Origin of the sequence: Paraburkholderia phytofirmans, from assembly GCF_046028095.1 — a bacterium.
GTDB classification, from domain to species: Bacteria; Pseudomonadota; Gammaproteobacteria; order Burkholderiales; family Burkholderiaceae; genus Paraburkholderia; species Paraburkholderia phytofirmans_A.
Genome location: NZ_JAQQDJ010000002.1, coordinates 434935 through 458161, shown reverse-complemented (window position 1 = coordinate 458161; position 23227 = coordinate 434935). Strand labels below are relative to the sequence as shown.

The following is a 23227-nucleotide window of genomic DNA, read 5'->3' as shown; positions in this document are numbered from 1 at the left end:
TTTCTCTTTTCAGACACAGGCATTGCTAAGGACGTTAAAGGGAAGAAGCGGACTTCGCGATGAAACGCCGGTCGCGCGCCGCGCGCCAGCGGGCCACCAGATTCGGTATCAGCACCGACGCAAGCAGCAGCACGCCGGTGACGATGGTGAGCGTTTCGCTGGATACGTCGTCGAGCGTGAGCGCATTTTTCAGCACGCCGATAATCAGAAGCGACAGCAGCACGCCGATCATCGAACCGCGTCCGCCGAAAATACTCACGCCGCCGAACAGCACCGCCGCGATCACCGACAATTCGAAACCTTCGCCGTTGTCGCCGCGCGCGCTGGTGAAGCGCAGCGTATAGACGACGCCTGCCAGCGCGCTCATTGCGCCGGACAGCACGAATAGCCGCAAGCGGATCTTCGCTACTTCGATACCGGAGAATGCCGCGGCGGTCGGATTCGCACCGATCGCGTAGAGACTACGGCCGAACGCCGTGGATTGCAGCAGCACGGTAAACACAATCGCGCCGACGATCACGATGACAAACGGCAACGGAATAAAACTCCCGCCCAGCGTGTCCATGCCGAACGCGGTATAAGCGGGCGGGAAATCCGCCACCGCCTGATCGCCGAGCAATACATAGGCGAGGCCGCGAAACAGCGCCAGCGTGCCGATCGTGACCGCGAGCGAAGGCAGATTGAGCTTGACGATCACGAGGCCGTTCAGCAAGCCGGCCAACGCGCCGGCCACCAGCACCAGCACGATCACGAGCGGCATCGGCAAGCCCATGTGCCACAGCACGCCCATCAGCGCACTGGATGCGCCGAGCACCGACGCCACCGACAGATCGATTTCTGCGGCGACGATGATCAGCGTCATCGGCAGCGCCATCAACGCGATCTCAGTCAAATCGGCTAGCACGTTGCTCAGATTCGCGCCGGTCAGAAACACCGGCGACAGCAAGCGTCCGAGTGCGAGCGAGAGAATCAGCACGATCACCAGCAGCACTTCCCATTGCAGCGGCGTTTCGCGTTTGCGCGTGAGCAGCGCGGAATCGGGTTTAGCCATGATCGCGTTTCCTCATCATGCGTTTGGCGACGGAGCGGGCCAGCAAGGTATCCGCGGTAATCGCGGCGACGATCAGCGCGCCTTCGATAGCCTGCTCCCAGAACGGCGACACGTGCAGCACCACTAGCGCGATGCTGATCACGCCGAGCACGAGCGCGCCGAGCGTCGCGCCGAGTATCGTACCGACACCGCCCGTGATCGCGACGCTGCCTACCACGGCGGCGGCCACCACCTGCAACTCGATGCCCTTCGCGGTGCTCGCATCCACGGTGCCGAAGCGGGCCAGCCACAATGCGCCGGCAAAGCCGGCAATCGCACCGGACAGCAGGAAACCCGCCATCACGCGACGTTCGACGTTCACGCCGGCCAGACGCGCCGCCTCCGGATTCGAGCCGATCGCGTAGTGTTCGCGGCCGCCGCGAAACTGCTTGAGATAGACAGCGAGACCGATCAGCACGACGACCGCGATCAGCGCGAGCGTCGGGATGCCGAGCAAGGTGCCGGTGGCTAGACGGGAAAACGCATCGGGCAAACTGGTTGCGTTGATCTGTCCGCCGTGCACCCACGCGTAGTCCGCGCCGCGAAAAATGTACAGCGTGGACAGCGTGGCGACGAGCGATGGCACGCGCCCCACCGCAACGAGCAGCGCGTTGATGGTGCCCGCCACGAGACCGATTGCGAGCCCCGCCGCCAACGCGACGAGCACCGGCATATGCGGAAACGCGACATACAGACTGCCGACCGCATACGCGCTGATGCCGACCGTCGAGCCGACGGAGAGATCGATGTGGCGCATCAGGATCACGACGGTCATGCCGGCCGTCAGCAAGCTGATGATCGACACGTTCAACAGCACGTCGCGCAGATTCTGCAGATTCAGGAACTGCGGCTTCGCGAGCCCCGTGCCCACGATCAACAGAACCAGCACGACGAAGAGCGTCGTCTCGCGGCTCTTCGCGATGCTCGCCGCGAAGCCGCCCGGCGAACTCGCCGCGCGCTTCGGGACCGGCGCCTGTACCGGCGCGGGATGAGTGGAAGAATGGCGCATCATGCGGCGTGCCCCAGCGGTGGAATGGGTTGGCCGAGCGCGGCGCCCATGATGCGTTCTTCGTCGGCGTCGGCGCGCGCTATATCCGCGCTGATACGCCCCTCGTGCATCACCAGCACGCGGTCTGCCATCCCGAGCACTTCCGGCAATTCGCTCGAAATCATCAGCACTGCCATGCCGTCGCGCACCAGTTCAGCGAGCGCGCTATACACCTCGGCCTTGGCGCCGACGTCGATGCCGCGCGTGGGTTCGTCGATGATCAATACTTTCGGTCCGGTGGCCAGCCATTTGCCGAGCACGACCTTCTGCTGATTGCCGCCCGACAATGTACCGACCGGCGCGCTGGGATCGCCCGCCTTCAGACGCAGGCGCGTGCCCCATTGATTGGCGAGCTGCGTCTCGCTGCGCGTGGAGATGAGCCCGTGTTTGACGAGCCGGCCGAGCACCGTCATCGACGCATTGCGCGCAATGCTCAATTCCAGCGCGAGCCCTTGCTGCCGGCGATCTTCCGGCACCAGTGCGAGCCCGGCGCGCACGGCGGCTGCAGGCCGCCCCGCGGTGAGACGTTTGCCGGCGATCCAGATTTCGCCCGAATCGAGCGGATCGATGCCGAAGATCGCCCGCGCGACTTCACTGCGCCCCGCGCCGACCAGTCCGGCGAGCGCGACGATTTCGCCTGCGCGGACGTCGAAGGAAATGTCCTTGAAAACACCGACGCGCGTGAGGCCGCGCACCGACAGCCGTACTTCGCCAGGCGGCCGTTCGGCCTTGGGATAGAACGTCTCCAGATCGCGGCCGACCATTTTGGCAACGATCGCTTCCGTGTTGAGATCGGCGGTCAAACCGTCGAATACTTTTGCGCCGTCGCGCATGATCGTGACGCGTTGTGTCAGCGCGAATACTTCGTCGAGACGGTGCGTGATGAAAAGGATCGCCACATCACGCTCGCGCAGTTTGCGCACGATGGTGAAGAGCCGCTCCACTTCCGGCAGCGACAACGCCGCCGTGGGTTCGTCCATGATCAGCACGTTCGCGTTCAGCGACAACGCCTTGGCAATTTCAATCACCTGCTGATCGGCAATCGACAAACCGCGCACCAGTTGATCGGCGCGCAGATCGACACCGAGCGACGCCAGCAAGCCGTCCACTTCGCGGCGCATCGCGTCGTACTGAATCCGGCCGATGCGGTCCACCGGCTGCCGTCCCATGAAGATGTTCTCCGCGATCGACAGGTCGAAGAACAGCGTCGGTTCCTGATAGATGACCGCGAGCCCGGCGTCGCGTGCCTCGGCGGGCGTCGCGAAGCGGCGCGCCTCGCCGTCCACCAGCAGCTCGCCGGTGTCCGGTTGATGCACGCCCGCGAGAATCTTCACGAGCGTCGATTTGCCCGCGCCGTTTTCGCCGAGCAACGCATGCACTTCGCCGGGCCAGAGCGCGAGATCGCCGTCGGATAGCGCGCGAACCCGCCCGAATGATTTACTCGCATGCCGCAATTCGAGCCTCGGCACAGCGGATGTGGGTTGCTGCACTGCGTGTCTCCTTCTTTCTAAATCCGGTAGCAACGTTCCGCGTTGCGGCAAAACAAGGCTTCTTTTTCGGCGACGCTCGCGCCCTCGACAATCGACGCATACGCATGCCACAAATCCGCGTAAGAGCCGAACAGCCGGTCGACCGGAAAGTTCGACGCGAACATCGCGCGCTCGACGCCGAACGTATCGATCGTTTCGAGCACGTAAGGCCGCAGGCTTTCAACAGTCCACCGATGATCGAACATCGCGAGTCCGCTGATTTTTACGGCGACATTCGGGCAGTCCGCGAGCAAGCGCATGCCTTCGCGCCATGCGCGATAGCCGGCCACGCTGCTGCGGTCGACGAACATGCCCGCGTGATTGATCACGAACTGCGTATCGCCATGCGTACGCGCCAGCGCTGCCGCCTCTTCCATCTGTGACGGGTACAGTTGCAGATCGAACGACATGTCATAACGGCGCAGCAACGAGAAATGCTCGCGCCACTGCGGCTCGCGCATGAAATGACGGCCGACGTAATCGAACAGCTTGTTTTCATGCACGTTCAGAATCTGCCGTATGCCACGCGTATTGGCGAACGACGCATGCGCTTCGAGCACGGCCGGCGCATTCGACGCGGACAGATCCACCGCGGCGACGATCGCGTTCGGCATGCCACGCGATTCCTTGCGATCGGCAATCGACTGCAGCCAGCGCGTTTCTTCCACCGGATCGGCGGGATCGTGATTCGCTTCGACGTGCACCAGTTTCAGTACTTCAATATCGCCCGCTTCGCCGAGCAGATCGTCGAGCAGGTAGTCGTGTTTCAGATCGCGCGCATCACCCACGAACGACACGCCCGGGTTTTCCAGCCACGGATAGCGATGCGTTTTCAGATCCCACAAGTGCATATGCGAATCGACCACCTGCATGCGACATCCTCCGTCCGGTGAAAATCGTTTCTAGGTTTGAGATCCAGTCGGATCGGATCAGCTCGATTCAACTCAGCGAGTTCAAATGGAACACCGGTTCGAGCGGCTGCTGCACCGGCGTGTGATCCGGGGCCGTGTGCATGATGTCGGCCATGTAATCCCACCATTTGCGCATCACGTCGAGTTGCGGCAGTTCGTCCATGGTGTGATGGCTGTTCCGCGTGAGGATGGCGAACAGATGATTCGAGTCGGGATCGAAGAAAATCCGATAGTCGCGCACGCCGGCGTTGTGCAACGCGTCAACCAGTTCAGGCCAGATTTGCGCATGACGTCGTTCGTATTCCTCGCGCATGCCGGGGTTGAGCACCATCCGGAAAGCGATTGTCTCCATTGCGGCCTGTCTCCCGTCGTATCCGGGCGCTTTTCCAGCGAAACGTGGAAGCGTCTGATGCGACTATAATTCCTGCGTCGATAGCATCTCAATCCGAAGTTGGGATTGGGCGATCCACAAACCGAATCGCACCTGCCCCATGAGCCAACACTCAGCCACCGTCGCACTCGTCAATCGGCTCAAGTTCAAACACCTCGCGCTGCTCGTCGCGCTCGACGACGCGCGCAATCTCCATCAGGCCGCCGAGGCCGTCAACGTGGCCCAGCCGAGCGCGAGCCGCATGCTCGGCGATATCGAAGAAGCGTTCGGCTTTCTGCTGTTCGAGCGCAACGCGCGCGGCATGACGCCCACGCCGCTCGGCGTCGTCACGCTGGCTTACGCGCGGCGCGCGCTCGCCGAACTGACCCGTTTCGCCGAAGACCTCGACGTGAAACGGCGCGGCGGTCACGGCCAACTGACGGTCGGCGCGATCATGGGCGCCGCTCCTGATCTGCTCGCCATGGCGGTCGCCGCGCTGAAAACCGAGAGCCCGCTGCTGAACGTGCGCATTCTCGGCGAAACCAGCGACCAGGTCGTGCAATTGCTGCATCGCCGCGAAGTCGACCTGGCGCTCGGGCGGCTGACAAGTCCCCTGCAACACAACGATTTCAGTTTTGAGCCGCTCGCGCGCGAGACGTTGTTGCTGGTGGTGCGGTCGGTGCATCCGCTTGCGCAGCGTTCGCGCCTCAGCTTGCGTGAACTGATCGACTGGCCGTGGGTGGCGCAGCCCGTCACCAGTCCGGCGCGCGTGCTGTTCGAAGAAGAACTCGCGCGCGCGGGCTTGGCCACGCCGGTGAATCTGACCGAATGCGCGTCGATCTTCGCCACGCTGCAATTGCTCGAGAATTACGATGCGGTGGCGATGCTGCCCGAGTCGGTGGTGCGCGATCATTTGCGCGGCAAATTGCTCGTCGCATTGCCGCTCGAAATCGGCAAGTCTCTCTCCGGTTTCGGCATTCTCACGCGCAAGGAAGAACCGCTCGCCGAACCGGCGCTGCGTTTCATCGACCTGTTGCGCGGTTTCTCGCGCAAGCTCAAGCCCGATGACACCACCGCGGCCGCTGTCGAACGCGTGATCGTGTCTTCGGCTCCCGTGAACTGAAATCGGCATCGGCGCGTTACTGCAGGTTGACGAAGAGACCACCGTCCACCAGCAACGCCGCGCCCGTCACATAACGCGCGCGGTCGGAAGCGAGGAACGTCACGCAATCGGCGACATCTTCCGGACGGCCCAGGCTGCCGAGCGGTATACGCTTTTCGAAGTAGGCTTTCTTCGCTTCGTCAGCGAGGTCTTCCGCGTTCAGGTCGGTGGCGATGGTGCCCGGCATCACCGAGTTGCAGCGAATGCCGTACGGTCCCAAAGCCACCGCGCAGGATTGCATCAGCGAATGCACGCCGGCCTTGGTCGGCGTGTAATGCGTTTGCATGCCGCCGCCCACTAGCGCGCTGATCGAACTCGTCGCCACGATCGCGCCGCCCGTGCCCTGCAACTTCATCTGTTGCGCGGCGGCTTGCGTGACGTAAAACGCGCCGTTCAGATTGACTGCCACCGTCGACTCCAGCACCTCCGGCGGCATGTCGAGAAACGCGTGGAACGGACAGATGCCGGCGTTGCTGGCGAGCACGTCGACTTTGCCGAAAGCTTCGACCGTATGGCGCACTAACTGCTGACCGGTTTCGCGCGCGGCGACGTTGCCTTCGATCGCAATCACGCGCCGCCCCAGCGCCTCGATTTCGGCGACCACTTCCGCGACCGCGGAACGGCGTCCATACGATGCGTCGTTATCGCCCCAGTAGTTGATCGCCACGTCCGCGCCTTCGCTTGCGCATGCAACCGCTATCGCGCGCCCGATACCACGCGAGCCGCCGGTGACGATCACGACCTTGTCCTTGAGCAGCACGTCATTCTCCTTTTATGTTTCTACCTTGCGACGGGTTACCCGCGATCACCGCGGATACGGCCGCACCAACGCGCATTCCGGATTCAGCCGCACGCCAAAACCCGGTGTGTCCGGCACCTTCATGCGTCCATTTATAGGCACCGGTTCGTCGAGCAGCAACGGCGTGAACATCGGCACGACTTCGTCGGCCTTCGGCGCCATCATCAGAAATTCGGCGAACGGCGAGTTGTGCCGCGTGACCACGAAGTGATAGCTATACACCGATGAACCGTGCGGCACCACCATCACATTGTGTGCGTCAGCGAGCGCGGAGATCTTGATCAATTCGGTAATGCCGCCGCACCAGCCGACATCCGGTTGAATCAGATCGCAGCATTGCATTTCCAGCAGCATGCGAAAGCCCCAGCGTGTCGCTTCGTGTTCGCCGGTCGACACCATCATGCCGCGTGGCACGTTGCGGCGCAGTTCGGCGTAACCCCAGTAGTCATCGGGCGGCAGGCATTCTTCGATCCATTTCAGGCCGTATTCGTGCGCCGCCTGCGCAAGCCGCGTTGCATACGGCACGTCGAGGCTCATCCAGCAGTCGTACATCAGCCAGAAGTCGTCGCCGACGCGGCTGCGCATGTCCGCGAGCTTTTCCAGATTCTGTTTGAGGCCCGCCTCGCCTTCGGCCGGACCATGCTGCAGCGGCAGCTTGCCGCCGATGAAACCCATTTCCTTCGCAAGATCGGGCCGCGCGCCGGTTGCATAGAACACGAGTTCGTCGCGCACCGGACCTCCCAATAGCTGGTACACCGGCTCCTTGCGCACTTTCGCGAGCAGATCCCACAACGCGAGATCGACGCCCGAGATCGTATTCAGCACCACGCCTTTGCGGCCGTAGTACAAAGTCGAAAAGTACATCTGATCCCACATCTTCTCGATGTCGGTCACGAGTTGACCTTCGAGAAAACGCGCGAGATGTTTCTCGACGATGAACGCGCCGATCTCGCCGCCCGTGGTCACCGCGAAACCGACGGTGCCGTCGCTTGCTTCGATCTCCACCACGAGCGTGCCGAGCACGTTGATACCGAATGACTGGCGGCTCTGGCGATACTCCGGATAACGCGCCATTGGCGTGGAGATGTGATCGTCGATCCAGTGTCCGCCGGGTTGGTCGTGATAATCCGCACCGCCGCCGCGGACGATGAAGGCACGCACGTGCCGGATGGTAGGCATGGCCATGAATGGGGCTCCGTTATGAGTGCGTCGAGCGAGCGCCTAGCGGGCGCGATGCAGTAAGGTTTCGAAAGTTGTGTGCGACTGGGCCGGATCGCGGCGCAGGAGCGTGCCGATCAGCAGCGCGGCGAGCAGACTCGACACGCCCAGCACGACCAGTCCCGCCGAGCTCGACGCAAACGCGTGTTCCGCCGCGGTGCGCAGGCTCGGCGCAATGAAGCCGCCAAGTCCGCCGAGCGAATTGATCAATGCAATGCCGCCCGCCGCGGCGGCGCCTGTGAGATAGCGCGTGGGGAAGGTCCAGAAGAGCGGCTGCGCCGCGATGAAACCGCTCGCCGCGCAGCACAGCGCGAGCAGGCCGAACAGCGGGCTATGCACGAGTCCCGACACGCCGATGCCGAGTCCGGCGACGATCAGCAATGCCACCGCCCAACGCCGATGCGCACCCGTGCGATCCGCGCGCCGCGGCACATACCAGGTCACGGCCAGCGCGCACAGCCACGGCAACGCGGCGACGAGTCCCACACGCAAGCCGACCGTCGTGCCGAGGAATGCCGCCACCTGTTGCGGCAAATAGAAGATCACGCCGTACACGCTCATCTGGATCAGCAGATAGATCGCCGACAGCAACAACACGCGGCGATCCACCAGCGCGGCGAGAATGCGATGCGGGCCGTGAGCGGATGCGAGCAGCGCGTCCTCGTCGAGCGCCGCGCGCAAGCTGGCGCGCTCTTGCGGTTCGAGCCAACGCGCGTCTTCGGGACGATTGTCGAGGTACCAGAAGGCCCACACGCCCACCACCGAAGCCAGCGCGCCTTCCACCAGAAAGAGCCATTGCCAGCCGGTCAGGCCGAGTGCACCGTGCAATTCGAGGAGCGAGCCCGACAATGGGCTGCCGAAAATAAACGCCAGCGGCGCACCGAAATAAAACACGCCCACGGCGCGCGCCCGGGCCGATTGCGGAAACCAGTGCGTGAGGTAATAGATCACGCCGGGAAAGAAACCCGCCTCGGCGACGCCGAGCAGAAACCGCAGCGTATAGAAAGCCGTGGGCGTATGAGCGAGGCACATCGCTGCCGACACGAGCCCCCATGTCACCATGATCCGGCACATCCATGCACGCGCGCCGACCCGATGCAGCAGCAGATTGCTCGGGACTTCGAATAATGCATAGCCGATGAAGAACACGCCCGCACCGAACGCAAACGCCGCATTCGACAGGCCGGTATCGTGCTGCAAGGCCTTCTGTGCGAAACCGATATTGGCGCGATCGAGAAACGCCAGCACGTACATCAGCAGCAGAAACGGCAGCAGCCGTCGCATGACCTTGCTGTTGATCGCCTCGAGTGAAACGGGCGCCTGCGTTTCCATGTCGTCTCCTTCGCAGAGCGCGCGCGGTCGGCGGCTCTGCGTTTTCTTATCTTGTGTACCGCTGCCGAGTTCAGGCGCGCGTGATGCCTCAGCGCCTCAGTACGTTGCGCGTCCGCCGGACAGATCGAATACCGAACCCGTGCTGAACGCGCAGTCCTCGGACGAGAGCCACAGAATCAGCGACGCCGCTTCTTCGGGCATCAGAAAGCGGTTCATCGGAATCTTCGAGAGCATGTAGTCGATATGCTGCTGCGACATCGAGTCGAAGATCTCGGTTTTGGCCGCGGCGGGCGTGACGGCATTGACGAGAATGTTCTTCGTCGCGAGTTCCTTGCCGAGCGATTTGGTCAGGCCGATGAGCCCTGCCTTGGAGGCACTGTAATGCGAGGCGTTCGGGTTGCCTTCCTTGCCGGCCACCGACGCGATATTGACGATCCGGCCATAGCCCTGCTTGAGCATTTGCGGCACGACCGCTCGGCAGGTGAGATACGGGCCGATCAGGTTGACGTCGATCACGCGGCGCCAGACGTCGGGTTCCAGTTCCCACGTGGTGCCGTTGCCGCCGGTGATGCCGGCGCAATTGATCAGCACGTCGATCGCACCGTGGTCGGCGACGGTTTGCGCCACGGCCTGCGCGACGGCGGCTTCCTGCGTGAGTTCGACGGAGACCGCCGTGACTTTGCCCAGTTCGCTGAGCTCACGCTGGCTGCGCGCGAGGCGTTCGGCGTCCACGTCCCATAGCGCGACCGACGCGCCCGAGTTCAGCGCCCGTTGCGCCACTGCGTAGCCGATGCCGCGCGCGCCGCCGGTAATGGCGACGACGCGCCCCTCCAGATCGATTCGATTCATCGCTGTGCTCCTGTGGCAGGCCTGAGCGGCTCGCCTTGTGTTGTTGTATGCCGGCTGGTTGTGGTGTCAGTACTTTCCATGCTGCTCGTGCTGACGGTCCAGCCAATATACGAGCCGTGCGATGCGCTAACAATTCGAGTATCGGAGGGGGCGATAACAAAAGTGGATCGACAAGGCGACCCAGCAGAGGGCTGGCAACTATCTCATCAGAGCTTGCCGACGCGCTCGTTTTCAACTCGCCCTGTCATACGTGCCGGATCGAAGACGCCCTATCCAACCCCGTTTAGTTTATTTTTTTGCACTTGCACAACCGCTGCATCGCGTCCGATACTGGTTTGGCCCGCGTTCTCTGCTGCGGGTGCATCAGTCTTCGCCCGTCTCACGCGGGCTCTTTTGAACGATGGATGCGAACATCAGGAGGCGCCATGGAAGTCTGCAATGGATGCTCCGATATCGTCGGCTTGCCAGTCGATGTGCAACGGCAGGAAAACCTCACGCTAATCGGTGTCGCGGAGTGCAATGGCACGCTCGTGCTGGAGCACTATCGCTGCGACAAATGCCGGGCCGTGATCGCCAGACAATTCACGGGCGACCCTAACGAACGGATCTGGAGCGTCATCGAAACGGCTCATTGAGCCATCGGTCCGGCCATCCATCGACGGCAGTGCAATTCACGGTGAACGCCTACAATCAGCAGGCATGACGCGGCACACCCACGCCGCGACGCTTCCCTGTTGATTCCGGAGGAACCATGAGTCGAACTGAGACTGCATTGATTGTCGGCGCGGGCAAGGGCTTGAGCGCCTCGCTCGCGCGCCTGTTCGCGGCGGAGGGCATGCAGGTCGCGCTCGCCGCCCGCGACACCAGCAAGCTGACGGAGTTGGTCAACGAGACAGGCGCCCTGCCCGTGGCTTGCGACGCCAGTCAGCCGGACCGGGTCACTGCCCTCTTCGAGCGCGTGGAGAAAGCATTCGGCGCCCCCGATCTCGTGGTCTACAACGCGAGCGGCCGCTATCGCGCGCCACTCGAAGCCATCGAGCCGCAGAAGCTCGAAGACGCCTTTAAAATCACCGCCCTCGGCGGCTTTCTCGTCGCCCAGGCCGCAGCGGTGCGGATGCTGGCGCGCGGCCACGGCACCGTCCTGCTGACCGGCGCAACGGCCAGCGTGAAGGGACTGCCCGGCTCGACCCCGTTCGCCATGGGCAAATTCGCGCTGCGAGGCATGGCCCAATGCATGGCGCGCGAGTTGGCGCCGAAGAATATTCACGTCGCGCATTTCGTCATCGACGGCGGCATCGCCAGCAGCGCGAGAGGTCCGGAAGACGGCGATGCCGACGACAAATGGCTGGACCCCGACGCGATTGCGAGAGAGTACCTGCACATTCATCGTCAGCACCGCAGCGCGTGGACGTGGGAAGTCGAACTCCGCCCGTGGGTCGAGCGGTTCTAGGCGTCGTGGCTTGTCTGGCCTACCGAACGAGAAACCCGTAGGCGAGCGGATCCCGCTCGTCGATGATCCAGGTCGCGAAGCCGCAGACAAAAGCATTGCCTTCGACTTCCGGAATGACGGCCTTGAAATCACCCACCGTCGTTTCGCTCAGGACACGCCCTTTGAACACGGTGCCGATAATGGACTCGTTCACGAGCGTGTCGTCCTTGCCGAGTTTTCCACGCAAATAAAGCTGCGCGACCCGGCCGCCCGTTCCGGAGCCGGTCGGTGAACGGTCCACCTCACGATCGGCGAACACGCAGCAGTTGGCTTGCGTCGAACCCGCATGCCGCGGCGCATTCGCGATGATGGTGCCGTAGATGTGGTTGATCTCGGGAATGTAGGGATGCTCGACAGGAAACGCCTTATTGGCCGCCTGCTTGACCTCAGCGCCGAAGCGGACGAGTTCCTCCACCGACGACTCCCGCACCGCGAGATCATGCGGCTCGCCGTCGGTGTAAAAGTAGAACGCGCCGCCGAACGCGATATCGCCCGTCACCGTACCGAACGACGGCGTCTCGACGGTCACGTCCTGCTTCCAGATAAACGACGGCACGTTGACGAAGCGAACATTGCCGGCGTGCTCGCCATCCCACTTTACGAATGCTTCGATGAACCCGCACGGCGCGTCGATGCCGATGCGCGTTTCGGGTATCTCACGCTGAACCCAACCCAGTTCGACCGCCGCCGTCGACAGCGCGATGACACCGTGGCCGCAATGGTCGCTATACCCTTCGTTGTGAAGGAAGATGATGCCGAAGTCGGCATTGGGGCTGACCGGTTCCGTCAGATACCCGCCGTACATATCGGCATGCCCACGCGGTTCGAACATCAACGCCCGGCGGATATCGTCGGCGTTTTCCTTCAGCCATGCGCGCCGCTTGACGATCGTGTCGCCAGGCAGACGCGGCAAACCGCTGGTGACAATGCGGAATGCCTCGCCGCCAGTGTGAACTTCAACGGTCTGAATGGTGCGTGAAATTTTCATGTCTGCTTCGAGAAGTGGATGGGCCGGTTGCCTTTACTGGCCGTAGGGCGTCGGCAAGCCGTTCTTGATGACATACACCGTAGTCGGCGCGCCCTTCAGGTCGCCGAACTCGTCGAACGAATAAGTGCCTGCGACGCCCTTATAGTTTTCCTTCGCGAGCTGCGCGGTCAGCTTGGCCTTGTCCGTTGTCGTGCCCGCGTTCACCATGGCGTCGGCCAGCAACTTGACGCCATCGTAGTAGCTGACGGCGTAGACCTGCGTGTCGATGTTGTAGGCCGCCTTGTACTTCTGCAGGAACTCGCGGCCGGCCGCGGTTTTCTCCAGCGCAATGCCGCCCTGCGCGCAATAGACGATCGAGGCTGCCTCGCCCGCCACCTTGCCCATGTCGGCCGAGCAGATGCCGTCGCCGCCGAGCAGCTTCGCCCTGAGTCCGCGCTGGCGCATCTGTTTGGCCATCGGCGCGCCCTGCGCCGCATAGCCGCCGAAGAAAATCACGTCGGGGTTTTTGGCCTTGATGGTCGTCAGAATGCTGAGGAAATCCGTCGCCGACGAGTTGGTGAACTCCTGCTGGATAATCTGGATGCCGTTCGCCTTGGCGACCTTCACGAACTGCTCGGCGACACCCTGACCGTACGCCGTGCGGTCGTCGATGACGGCGGCCGTTTTGGCCTTCAACGTCTTCGCGGCGAACTGGCCCATCGTGCCGCCGAGTTGCTCATCGCTCGCGCCGATCCGGAAGATGTTCTTGAAGCCCTGCTTCGTGAGCGCCGGGTTCGAGGCGACCGGCAGCATCGGCACATTGCCGGTGTTGTAGACGCGCGATGCCGGAATCGCCACGCCCGAGTTATACGGCCCGACCACGGCGACCACGCCGCTGTCGACCAGTTTCTGCGCGACTTGCACGCCGATTTTCGGGTCCGCCTGGTCGTCTTCCGAGTCCAGTTTGAAGGTGACCTTCTGACCCGCGACGGTGACGCCCGACTTGTTCAGCTCGTCGATGGCGAGCCGTGCGCCGTTCTCGTTGTCCTTGCCGTTCGGCGCCTGCGGACCGGTGAGCGGCGCCGAATGACCGATGGTGACGACAACCTGGGCACTCGTGGACAGGGTGAAACCAGCGGCCATCAATGCGGCCGCAGTCATTGCAAGACGTCGCATACCGAACTCCGATTGGACTAGGGAGCAATCACCATATGCTCAATTGGGTTCCAGTTCAATCGAGCGGTACGCCAGGCTATGGCATTGGCAAACGGTCCGCCGCGTCACATGTGGGCTCGACAAATGTCAAAGCCGCAGCAGTTCGTTTTTCATCCATTCGTGGACCGCGTGACTCAATTCCTGCTGAGTCATGTCCTGCGGAGACAGCGGCGGCCCGACCACCACGCGAATATGCCCGCGGCCATCCGGCCAGCCTTTCGTCGGCCAGACCTTGCCCGCGTTCAGGACCACGGGAACGGCCGGCACGCCGGTCGCGCACGCCAGCCGGACGCCGCCGGACGTCATCCGCAACGGTGCATCGTGCGCGACCCGGGTGCCCTCCGGAAAAATGACGACGACATCGCCCTTGGCGAGGCGCTCCGCGCTTTCTTTCGTCACCGCCTGGTGAGCCTGTCGAGCGGAGCCGCGGTTCAGGCTGACCATGTCGAGGCCACGCAACACCCAGCCGAAGAACGGAATGCGCAGCAGCTCTTCCTTGAACACGAAACTGACGCGGCGCGGAAAGATAGCGAGAAACGCCAGCGTTTCCCATGTCGATTCATGACGGGACAGGATGATCGCAGGACCGTCGGGAAGGTTGTCGAGCCCGTCTATAGAACACGAAACGCCGGGTAGCCAACGCATGACGAAGACCAGTGCGCGACACCATTGCCTCGCGAGCCAGTATCGGCCCGCACGTCCGACAAACGGAAACAGAAGCAGGATGATGATCGAATACAGCGTGCCGCTACCGAGGAGGTAGACGATAAAAAGCCATTTGGTGAAAGTTGAGCGCATCGGGACCTGAATCGGGGGATAAGCAGCGGAAGCTTTTCATGGTAACGCGTTGAGGCTGCGACGTGAGCGATACGTTCGGTCGCGTGCGGAAGGAGCGCGCCGGGCGCTTCCTCCGCTCACTGATGGATCGAATTCGGCTTGCCTTCGCGGCTCTTTGTCCCGCATCCGTTTCTGGAAGACAGCCAGCGCACTCAGAACGGTCCGCGACTCGCGAGGTTCGCGTACTCGTCCTTGAGCGTTCCGATGCGTCGCCGGTACGCGTCGAGCAGACACGACTGATGACCGCCGCATGCTTTTCTGGACTTCAGCCACACCTGTTGCTCGTCCTGCATATTGCCCCGCGCGCCCATCGCAACCAGGCCCGTCAGCATCTGGTAGCGCACGGCCATTTCGACGTCCATCTCGCTCAGTTGCCGTGACGCGCAGATGGCCTTTTCATCCGGCAATCGCGCCCGGCCGCAGTCGAAGCTGGCAGCAAATGCAGTAGCGGAACTGAGCATAACCATTGCGAACAGCGCGCACCGCAAGCGACGTTTGATGGCTTGATTGCGTAGTCGATTCATCGCTCTTTTGCGTTCCGGTTGAATTGCCGCGAGCATGGTCTGAACGGCCAAACCGGTGCCCGGCAATTATTCCGTGCACGCGGGGCAAGCCACTGCTTCGGCGGCGACCTTCTGCTTGCTGCGGCCGAAGCTCGCCAGCGCGGCGAGCCCCAACAATGCGAGGCCGCTACCGAGCAGAAAGTCGGCGGAAATCCCCACATGGTCGACCACCACGCCGCCCACCAGCGACCCCAGCGCAATCGCCACCTGAATGATGCTCACGAACAATGCCGAGCCGGCCTCGGGCGAATCCGGCGTGGCGCGCTGAATCCAGATGCTGAAACACAGCGGCAACGCGCCGAAGGAAATGCCCCATGCAAGCACCAGCGCCACCACGCCGATTGTCGAATGCTGCAATAGCGGCAGCAAGACCAGTGCGAACATCAACAGCGAAACCATTGCGCCGACCGACACTTTCAGGTTGCGCGTCACCGTCGACGAAACCGCAAAGTTCGAGAAGAACCCGATTATGCCGAATCCAAGCAGCAGCCACGTGATGGTCGACATGTCGAGATTCGCGTTGTGCAGGAGGAAAGGCGTGACGTACGTGTACGAGGAAAAATGCGCGCCGAAGACGAGCGCCACCATCAGCATGCTGCGGCGCGGATGCGGCCGGCGCAGCAGCGCCACCAGATCGCGCAGACGCAGCGCGGCGGTGGACGGCAAGGACGGCACGAAGAAGAACTGTGCGACCAGCGCGACCGCGACCAGCACGCCGGTCGCCATGAACGACACGCGCCATGATGCGAAGCTCGCGATGAACGTGCCGAGCGGCACGCCGATCACCGTGGCGCACGTCACGCCGGTGAGAATCGTGGCCATGGCCCGCGCCGAATCCTTCGGTTTCACGAGACGCCCCGAAGCCGCCGTGGCCAGCGTCCAGAATCCGCCCAACGCGGCGCCGAGCAATGCACGGCCAAGCAGCATGCAGAGAAAATTCGGCGCGAAAGCGGAGATCAGATTCGACGCCAGCAGCAAAGCCGTGAGCAAAAGAAATACTCGCCGGCGATCCATGCGCCCGGCCACCAGCATCAGACCCGGCGCGGAAATGGCCGCGATGACGCCGGGCACGGTGACCATCAGGCCGGCGGTGCCGGGCAACACGCCCAGGTCCGCGGCGACGCGCGGCAGCAGTCCGACCGGCAAGAACTCCGTCGTCACGAAAGCGAAAGCGCCGATGGCGACAGCCATGACAGCCAGCCATGAACGCAGGGACGACGAGGCGCCATCGTCCAGCGAGGCCGTGCTCGCGGGCAGATTGTCTTCAATCAACATAGTATTGTTTGCGAGTCTATTAACAACGGGTGAGATTGGAGCGGCCGCACCGCGCTAATCCATTCGCAGATCGGCCGGCACGATTGAAAAAGCAGGCCATATGGGCCTGCTTGCCGGAGGTGATGCGATTGCGATCTGGAGAATCAGCGGGTGAAAACCCGAATAGACCACACCATAACATCGTATTAAATCGCTCGCTGACGACTCCGAAAAATTGCAGTCGGGCGTGGGGTTATTGGTGCGGATTTCGTGCTCCATTCCCGGCGCGGGAATGTCGCGGCAGGTGCCGCGAAGCGCAAGCGTCAGTTGGGCACAACGTTTGCTGAAGCGCACGTCAGCGTTTTTAACACGCGCTTATCCGCTCACAATAAAAGAGGACATCGCCCATGCTTACTACCCGCCCTTGCACCGCCACTTGCGTGATCGACGGCATGCCGCTCACCGTCACCTTCTATCCGGACAACGGCGTGTTGCGCATCGCGGACTCGTTGGGGGCCTGCATCAAGGAAACGCGCTGGCATGCGTCGTGGCGCGCACTGCTGGACGAATTGCGTGGATTCACTGAGGGCGCCGCCGTGGAAGGGCATAGTTTCGACACGATGGTGGGCCGTTTCACCGAGCGCGCCGATCATCCGCTAAACACGATGGCTCTCGCATAACGGCACTTGACGGGAAGCGGTGCCCATAAATGCGCACCGCATTCCCAAAGACAGACCGGTCATTGGCCAAAATAGATTCTGCATTGCGGCGCGGAAGACGTGCAGGGCTGGTTTTGCGGACCTCCCGCCTGCGATTGCCCCGCGGCTACGCCGCCGTAGGACACGTTCTGCACCGGCTGGGCGCCGGGCATGCCCTGTCCCGATTCACTGAACGACATGTCGGTCGTGGCTTGCGCCGATTCGTTCGCGTTCTGTTGCATCAGCGCGCGGCCCGACATGCCGGCGCCCTGCTGGCCTTCCATATCCAGCGCGCCCGCTGTTTTCGGCGCCAGCAGGAACACGGCGCTGGCCAGCGCCATCCATAATCGTAGTTTCATGTCCAGACTCCTTGAATCCGGCGCAGCAGTTCTCGTCCTCCAAAGAATTGATCCGCGAAAAAAGCGAGGTTGCCCAATGGGCTGACGGACGAGTCGATGCCGATGCCAACTGCTGCGGCGAGTCATCGAACTAAACGAGTAATGATTTGCCAGACCTGCAACCGATGTCGGACGCGCTCTCGCGGCTGACCGGAATCAGTCGCCGCAGGCTGGAAGCGCGGATTTTGGCTCCGCTGTTTTCTTTATAGCTCGGCCACTCAGGAATTCAATCGCGGAACACCCGGCCCGTTTGCCGCACCCGAAGTAGTTGGATAGAAGAGATTTGTACAAAATCACCCAAACCGGTACGTGCTTTAGCCGCACAGTGCGTTATGATGCTGACATAACGTCAATAATCGGCCCCGCGCGCGAAGTACCGGCGAGAGACGGAGCGTGGAGATGAAACCGGCCTGCCGCAATCAGTGCATCGTCAATACCGTTTTTTCCCTTGTGGGCATGAGGCCTGGCGCGAGACACCCGCAGCCATCCTTGCCGCGCGGCGAAGCGCTTGAATATTCACTGATCGACACCCTTGAATCTGATTGACGCCGTGTCGGCTAATTGCTGCGCCGCGATATATGGAGCGACGTTTTCTAAACGCTGCCTTTAGAGTTTCCTTCAATCGATAACCACACCGCGGGCCGTCCCCATTTATATGGATCGATGCTTTCGCGGATCTCCCTTGCAATCTGTAATTGACAGAACGCCGGACGTTTTAGAAGGACGAATATCTTATGGACGAAAGGAAGCGAGATAGCATGATTGCGTATCTCCGCCATCGCATGGAAGAGTTTGGCATCAAACCAGAAGACCTTGCGGCAGTGCTGGCATCAGAGCCGTCCGCGCAAAAGGCCGGACGCTACCGTAGCGCTACTGGAGATAGCTGGGACGGCCAGGGCGAAATGCCTCAATGGCTCAAACAGGCAATCAGCGCAGGTCAATCCATCGACCACTTTGAATTGTCGGCCGCGCCGGCGCCTGCCCCGCAGCCGAAAAAACGCGTGGACTGGCAGAACGACCCGTTCGCCGGAAGTCCGCTCGCGCGTTCGAACAATCGATAGACCACCGTATCATTCAGCCGCTAGCGTAGAGAAATCACCCCGCGCTTCCTCCGTGGAAACCGCCGTTCGGCGCGTCCGCAAGCACACATGTACCTGTGCCATGCACAGATGTGATGCGTTGTCGTGTGCGCTTGGCCTGCTTTGTCCTCGCTGTGTTCCGCTGTGCTTATTTGCATCCGGCCGCCTGTGCGCGCGTTATATCCGGACGGAGCAGCACTAAACACCAAGCACTAAGGCGCGTTGCATCCCGAGCGCTCGCGCAATGCGTTCACGCGTCGCATGTCGTGACACGCTGCGACGAGGCATTCAATGCGGGAATCGCAGCCTTTGCCACAGCGCCGGCCGGCGTCGCATATTGCGGCAATTCGATAAACGCGCTCATCTGCCGCACGATTTGCCAGAACACCTTCTCGAACAGGCGCGCGCGGTCAGACTCGGCGATGTCGTCGGCGAGCGGATCGGTGAAGGTCCAGGTGCATGACGCAGGCTCGCCGGGAAACGCGGGCGCGTGGCGGGTGTCGACGGATTCGTCCAGCGCGACGACCAAGTCCATACGCGGCGCCCATTCACCGGTGAATTCCAGCCAGCTTTTCGGACTGAGAATCCCGAGGTCCGAGATGCCTGGCCGCAATTGCGCGACCGCGCATGGATGAACCCGCGCGGCCGGTTCCGGTCCCGCGCTGAACGCATCGAACCGGTGTCCAGCCAGTTCCCGCAATAAAGCTTCGGCAATGATGCTGCGTGCTGAATTCTCGCGACAGAGAAACAGCACCTTGTATTTTCTGGTCACGCTTACCCCGTACCCGTGTTTTTTTGTTTGTTTCTGTGTGCAATTCTGCCGGCTCAGTCTTGCGCCCTCGTGACACTACGATGTTCAAATTTGTTGCGCCACGAGAATTTTTACCAGGGCTTGCTCACTTACGGGCACCGCGAATCGCGTGCGCCGAAGTGTACCAGCGCACGCGTCATGCTTTCATTCAGCCTTCAATAGAGTCGCGCCGGGATCGGGCGCGTCACACCGAAGCGTCGCTCCCGCTTCGGCCGGACACGATGCGGTTGGCCGCGTCGCTTCCGTCCGATGCCGCGGCGGGCGATGTATCGAGCCTCATGGCAGCGGGCGGCGTGCTGATCGCCTTGACGCCATTGGCAATGCCGGGTGCCGCGACGTAGGGAACAAACGCCGCCACCGCGACTACTACGATGAAAGTGAACATGGCCGTCGTGCCTCTCTGGATTGACTGCGTGGAAGTCAAACGAAGCAGGACCGCATGGCAATGAGCAGGCGTCGCTCTTATGGCGGCGCTCGGGCGACCCCGGCGACCCATGCTGCGGACGTTGTCCTTGATTCTAGAAGTGCAAATTCGAACGCTAAAGCCTGCTCTCTATATCAAATCGGTCTACCTGTATGGTCTACCGGCCAGGGCGTCATTCGTCACACGGCTGCGGGTTCGATGGTCTTGCAGCGCAGCTCGCAGCAAGGACACGGCGCTTTGTGCGCCAGCCGATTGTGCTGCTGGTGGCGATGCACTATTTCCCCCAGACGGATTTATTCCGGGCAGTCCCGCCCGCATACTGGTGCTGAGTTTTTATGCGCGCGCCATGTCGACGGCGATCGCCAAGCGCCACCCCACGACGGAAATCACGGGATGCTGAACAGAAACGCCATTAGCTCGGGCGCCTACCTCGAAAGTTTTGAATCGCTGCCCAAAGACGTGCTGTGGACGCAGGCGCAAATCGACGCGTCGCTTGCGCACACGTTGGGGCAGCGTCCGGGCAATGGCGATGTCTGGGTCTTCGCCTATGGCTCGCTGATGTGGAATCCGATCTCGGACTTCAACAGCCGCCGCATCGCGACCCTGCACGGCTGGCATCGCAGCTTCTGCATCCGCATGATCGCCGGACGCGGCACGCCGCAGCAGCCGGGCCGCATGCTCTCGCTCGAGCAAGGCGGCAGCACGCAAGGCGTCGCGTTGCGCCTGTGCGGCGAGACGCTCGAAGAAGAACTGCGCATACTCTGGATTCGCGAGATGGTGACGGGTGCGTATCGTCCGACGTGGGCGCCGGTCACGCTCGAGGACGGCACCGAACTATCCGCGATCGCCTTCGTGGCGGATCACGGGAATTCGCAATACGAAGGCGACGCGCGAGCGCCGCTGATCGCACCATTGATGGCCGTGGCGAGCGGTCTGTTCGGCACGAATGCGGAGTACGTGTTCAAGCTGCAAAGCGCGCTCGCGGACTGCGGCCTGAACGATGCCTATATCGACGAACTCGTCGCCGAACTCACCGCCGAACTCGCGCGGATCGCCGGACAACCGGCGTGACGCGTCAGAGCCGCAAGCCATTGAGAAACTGGAACCAGAGGCCGCTCAGTGCGCCGGCCGGATGCATATCGCCGGCGGGTTCTTCGCGCTTGTCCTGATTCGCGCGGTGCCCTGGCGAACCCTGCGCGGCGGCATTATCTTTCGCCGAAGTCGCTTCCGTCCTGACCGATCGATCGACACTCTCAGGCGCCTGCGCCGCGACTGGTTCCGCCTCGGCCTTGGCCGTTTCACGCCGCGCGGCCTGCAACGCCGACACGCTGTCCGCGATCTGCGCGGCTCGCCCCGCCTCGCATCGACGCCCGAGCAGCACGCCGAACAGCACATCGCGGTTGTGGCCTTCGTCGGCGAAACGCATGGCGAGCGAGACCATCTCCGCGTACGCGGCTTCGTCGGCGGCGCGCGCGGCCGCTTCGCGCTCGGCTTGCGCCTTCTGCCGGCGCGCGTGCTGCGCTTCCCAGCTGCGCATCTGCTCGGCGTAGACGGCGTCGTACACCTTGCGCTGCGCGGCGTCGGAGAGGATCGCGTACGCGTCCTTGATTTCCTGGAAGGTGGCGCGCGCGACGTCTTCGGCGCCGCTGTTGCGGTCGGGATGCCACTTCATCGCGGCCTTGCGATAGGCCCGCTTGATTTCTTCGTCGGTGGCGTGCGTGGGCACGCCGAGGGTGTCATAAAGAGTTGCCATTGCTTGCTCGACCTCGCCGTGATTGGCTTTGCGGACGATCGTAACATGCAGAAAACGGCTTTATCGTGAAGTGGCCCGGCCACAAGACGCCCGGTCAGCGGATAAAAAAAGGCCCCGCCATGTGCGTGGCGGGGCCGAGTCCCATGTCAAGGAGGTGTCATGGAGGAGACGATTCGATCATAGTCGCGTGTCATCGCGCCCCCAAACAATGCTTCGCCATATGCTTATCCGGCGCGGCTTCAAGTGCATTGCAGCGCACGCGGCATAGGCTCCGCTACGCTGAAGGCGGCCGCGCCGCCGCGCCGGCAAACGCCGCGCGGTTATATCGTTAGAACAAAAAGTCGCTTCGTGCGGCGCCCAGCGCTGATTAAGATAACGCTTCAAAGTCCGGTTCGCCCCGGTCCGCCGCGCGCAGCCCCGTGCCGGCGCACCGTGAGCCGCTACCGAAGGAGCATTTCGTTGACCAGTTTCGATCATCATCGCCGGCCGCTCGTCATCGGCATTGGCGGCACGACACGCGCCGCTTCGTCGACCGAGCGCGCGCTCGGCTTCGCGTTGCGCGGCGCGCAGGACGCTGGAGCGAATACCCGCCTGTTCGGCGGCACCTTCCTGCATAGCCTGCCCCACTACGCGCCGGAACAGTCCCACCGCACGGACGAGCAGCTTGAACTGATCGAGGCGGTGCGCCATGCCGACGCGCTGATCATCGCCACGCCCGGCTATCACGGCGGCGTGTCCGGTCTCGTCAAGAACGCGCTCGACACGCTCGAGGAATTGCGCGCCGACGAGCGCCCGTATCTGGATGGCCGCGCGGTCGGCTGTATCGTCACGGCGTATGGCTGGCAGGCCGCGGGCTCAGTGCTGACGTCGTTGCGCTCGATCGTCCACGCGTTGCGCGGCTGGCCCACGCCGTTCGGCGCCGGCATCAATACGCTGGAAACACGCTTCGACACCGTCGACACCTGTTCGGACGCGAAGGTCGTCGATCAGCTCGCCACCGTCGGCCAGCAGGCCGCGCAATTCGCGCTGGCGTTCAACGCGCACCGCGTGCCGGACGCCGCGCCGCTCGGCAACGCGCTCAAGGACGCACAACCCGCACGCCTGCTGCACGCGGTTTAATCCCCTCTTCACCGATCGTCTCACGACGCCGTGGACCCGCCTGGGCGGCCCACGGCGCGGTCGTTCGCGCGAACCGTGCGCCACATAACAGACCCGTATTCCGCAACCCCGGATAGTGTGTTTGAACACAGCGAATATGATCCGATCGGGGCTTCCGCACACATCCCTTCTGATTTGCTTACGACTAAAGATTGGTTCACCCGCTGCGCAGCGCGGCCTAGGCTTGACCTTGCCCGCTGATTTACCGGCCGCGTGACGCTACGGGTTGCGTCCGAGGTGCCGGCCTTTTCGACGCAAGCGGGGCATAACGAC

Annotated in this window: 25 protein-coding genes; 7 read left to right on the top strand and 18 right to left on the bottom strand. The window is 62.6% G+C overall.

What is annotated here, in order from left to right; translation table 11 throughout:
- Positions 1 to 34: 34 nt before the first annotated feature.
- The 5 genes from PQR54_RS06550 to rhaM all read right to left on the bottom strand — a co-directional run bounded on the left by PQR54_RS06550 (position 35) and on the right by rhaM (position 4930).
- Entirely contained in the window at positions 35 to 1051 is a 1017-nt protein-coding gene (locus PQR54_RS06550; protein ID WP_012427536.1) for an ABC transporter permease, read from the bottom strand.
- Entirely contained in the window at positions 1044 to 2102 is a 1059-nt protein-coding gene (locus tag PQR54_RS06545; protein ID WP_408244590.1) for an ABC transporter permease, read from the bottom strand. Before PQR54_RS06545 ends, PQR54_RS06550 begins: the two co-directional genes overlap by 8 nt.
- Complete coding sequence (locus PQR54_RS06540) at positions 2099 to 3628, bottom strand: sugar ABC transporter ATP-binding protein (RefSeq protein ID WP_408244589.1); 1530 nt, start codon at positions 3626 to 3628, stop codon at positions 2099 to 2101. Before PQR54_RS06540 ends, PQR54_RS06545 begins: the two co-directional genes overlap by 4 nt.
- 17 nt (positions 3629 to 3645) lie before the next feature.
- Entirely contained in the window at positions 3646 to 4539 is an 894-nt protein-coding gene (locus PQR54_RS06535) for an amidohydrolase family protein (RefSeq protein ID WP_408244588.1), read from the bottom strand.
- Positions 4540 to 4606: 67 nt separating this feature from the next.
- The gene (gene rhaM / locus PQR54_RS06530) at positions 4607 to 4930 is read right to left on the bottom strand and encodes an L-rhamnose mutarotase (protein ID WP_134464039.1); all 324 of its coding nucleotides are present in this window, start codon (positions 4928 to 4930) and stop codon (positions 4607 to 4609) included.
- A gap of 139 nt (positions 4931 to 5069) precedes the next feature.
- Between rhaM and PQR54_RS06525 the strand changes: the two genes are divergently transcribed.
- Entirely contained in the window at positions 5070 to 6071 is a 1002-nt protein-coding gene (locus PQR54_RS06525; RefSeq protein ID WP_408244587.1) for a LysR family transcriptional regulator, read from the top strand.
- A gap of 16 nt (positions 6072 to 6087) precedes the next feature.
- Here PQR54_RS06525 and lra1 read toward each other — a convergent pair whose 3' ends face one another.
- From lra1 to PQR54_RS06505, 4 genes are all read right to left on the bottom strand, one after another.
- Complete coding sequence (gene lra1, locus PQR54_RS06520; RefSeq protein WP_408244586.1) at positions 6088 to 6870, bottom strand: L-rhamnose 1-dehydrogenase Lra1; 783 nt, start codon at positions 6868 to 6870, stop codon at positions 6088 to 6090.
- A gap of 45 nt (positions 6871 to 6915) precedes the next feature.
- On the bottom strand, positions 6916 to 8094 hold the full coding sequence (rhmD, locus tag PQR54_RS06515) for an L-rhamnonate dehydratase (RefSeq protein ID WP_408244585.1): 1179 nt from the start codon (positions 8092 to 8094) through the stop codon (positions 6916 to 6918).
- Between the two features lie 36 nt (positions 8095 to 8130).
- Entirely contained in the window at positions 8131 to 9459 is a 1329-nt protein-coding gene (locus PQR54_RS06510) for an MFS transporter (protein ID WP_408244584.1), read from the bottom strand.
- 96 nt (positions 9460 to 9555) lie between these two features.
- Entirely contained in the window at positions 9556 to 10308 is a 753-nt protein-coding gene (locus PQR54_RS06505) for an SDR family NAD(P)-dependent oxidoreductase (RefSeq protein ID WP_106304300.1), read from the bottom strand.
- Between the two features lie 425 nt (positions 10309 to 10733).
- Between PQR54_RS06505 and PQR54_RS06500 the strand changes: the two genes are divergently transcribed.
- Entirely contained in the window at positions 10734 to 10943 is a 210-nt protein-coding gene (locus tag PQR54_RS06500; protein ID WP_408244583.1) for a hypothetical protein, read from the top strand.
- 116 nt (positions 10944 to 11059) lie between these two features.
- Entirely contained in the window at positions 11060 to 11758 is a 699-nt protein-coding gene (locus PQR54_RS06495) for an SDR family NAD(P)-dependent oxidoreductase (protein WP_408244582.1), read from the top strand.
- 19 nt (positions 11759 to 11777) lie between these two features.
- Here PQR54_RS06495 and lhpH read toward each other — a convergent pair whose 3' ends face one another.
- From lhpH to PQR54_RS06470, 5 genes are all read right to left on the bottom strand, one after another.
- Positions 11778 to 12785, bottom strand: coding sequence for a trans-3-hydroxy-L-proline dehydratase (gene lhpH, locus PQR54_RS06490; protein ID WP_408244581.1), 1008 nt, complete (start codon positions 12783 to 12785; stop codon positions 11778 to 11780).
- A gap of 33 nt (positions 12786 to 12818) precedes the next feature.
- Positions 12819 to 13940: a branched-chain amino acid ABC transporter substrate-binding protein gene (locus PQR54_RS06485; RefSeq protein WP_408244580.1), complete on the bottom strand. Its 1122-nt coding sequence runs from the start codon at positions 13938 to 13940 to the stop codon at positions 12819 to 12821.
- A gap of 126 nt (positions 13941 to 14066) precedes the next feature.
- Positions 14067 to 14777, bottom strand: coding sequence for a lysophospholipid acyltransferase family protein (locus PQR54_RS06480; protein ID WP_408244579.1), 711 nt, complete (start codon positions 14775 to 14777; stop codon positions 14067 to 14069).
- Positions 14778 to 14968: 191 nt separating this feature from the next.
- On the bottom strand, positions 14969 to 15406 hold the full coding sequence (locus tag PQR54_RS06475) for a lysozyme inhibitor LprI family protein (protein ID WP_408244578.1): 438 nt from the start codon (positions 15404 to 15406) through the stop codon (positions 14969 to 14971).
- Positions 15407 to 16654, bottom strand: a complete 1248-nt coding sequence (locus PQR54_RS06470; protein ID WP_408244577.1) for an MFS transporter — start codon at positions 16652 to 16654, stop codon at positions 15407 to 15409. It lies immediately after the preceding gene.
- A gap of 386 nt (positions 16655 to 17040) precedes the next feature.
- Between PQR54_RS06470 and PQR54_RS06465 the strand changes: the two genes are divergently transcribed.
- Positions 17041 to 17313 carry a hypothetical protein gene (locus tag PQR54_RS06465; RefSeq protein ID WP_408244576.1) on the top strand — a complete coding sequence of 91 codons (273 nt, stop codon included), beginning with the start codon at positions 17041 to 17043 and terminating at the stop codon, positions 17311 to 17313.
- Between the two features lie 59 nt (positions 17314 to 17372).
- Here the strand turns inward: PQR54_RS06465 and PQR54_RS06460 are convergent, their stop codons facing one another.
- Positions 17373 to 17690, bottom strand: a complete 318-nt coding sequence (locus tag PQR54_RS06460) for a hypothetical protein (protein ID WP_408244575.1) — start codon at positions 17688 to 17690, stop codon at positions 17373 to 17375.
- Between the two features lie 773 nt (positions 17691 to 18463).
- Here PQR54_RS06460 and PQR54_RS06455 point away from each other — a divergent pair.
- Entirely contained in the window at positions 18464 to 18790 is a 327-nt protein-coding gene (locus PQR54_RS06455; protein ID WP_408244574.1) for an H-NS histone family protein, read from the top strand.
- Between the two features lie 268 nt (positions 18791 to 19058).
- Here the strand turns inward: PQR54_RS06455 and PQR54_RS06450 are convergent, their stop codons facing one another.
- Positions 19059 to 19580 carry an arsenate reductase/protein-tyrosine-phosphatase family protein gene (locus tag PQR54_RS06450; RefSeq protein WP_408244573.1) on the bottom strand — a complete coding sequence of 174 codons (522 nt, stop codon included), beginning with the start codon at positions 19578 to 19580 and terminating at the stop codon, positions 19059 to 19061.
- 223 nt (positions 19581 to 19803) lie between these two features.
- The gene (locus PQR54_RS06445) at positions 19804 to 20004 is read right to left on the bottom strand and encodes a hypothetical protein (RefSeq protein WP_408244572.1); all 201 of its coding nucleotides are present in this window, start codon (positions 20002 to 20004) and stop codon (positions 19804 to 19806) included.
- A 432-nt stretch (positions 20005 to 20436) separates the two neighbouring features.
- Between PQR54_RS06445 and PQR54_RS06440 the strand changes: the two genes are divergently transcribed.
- Positions 20437 to 21114: a gamma-glutamylcyclotransferase gene (locus PQR54_RS06440; RefSeq protein ID WP_408244571.1), complete on the top strand. Its 678-nt coding sequence runs from the start codon at positions 20437 to 20439 to the stop codon at positions 21112 to 21114.
- 4 nt (positions 21115 to 21118) lie between these two features.
- On the opposite strand, the gene PQR54_RS06435 is transcribed toward PQR54_RS06440, so the two are convergent.
- Complete coding sequence (locus PQR54_RS06435) at positions 21119 to 21796, bottom strand: J domain-containing protein (protein ID WP_408244570.1); 678 nt, start codon at positions 21794 to 21796, stop codon at positions 21119 to 21121.
- Between the two features lie 459 nt (positions 21797 to 22255).
- On the opposite strand from PQR54_RS06435, the gene PQR54_RS06430 reads away from it, so the two are divergent.
- Complete coding sequence (locus PQR54_RS06430; RefSeq protein ID WP_408244569.1) at positions 22256 to 22915, top strand: NADPH-dependent FMN reductase; 660 nt, start codon at positions 22256 to 22258, stop codon at positions 22913 to 22915.
- Positions 22916 to 23227: the final 312 nt, after the last annotated feature.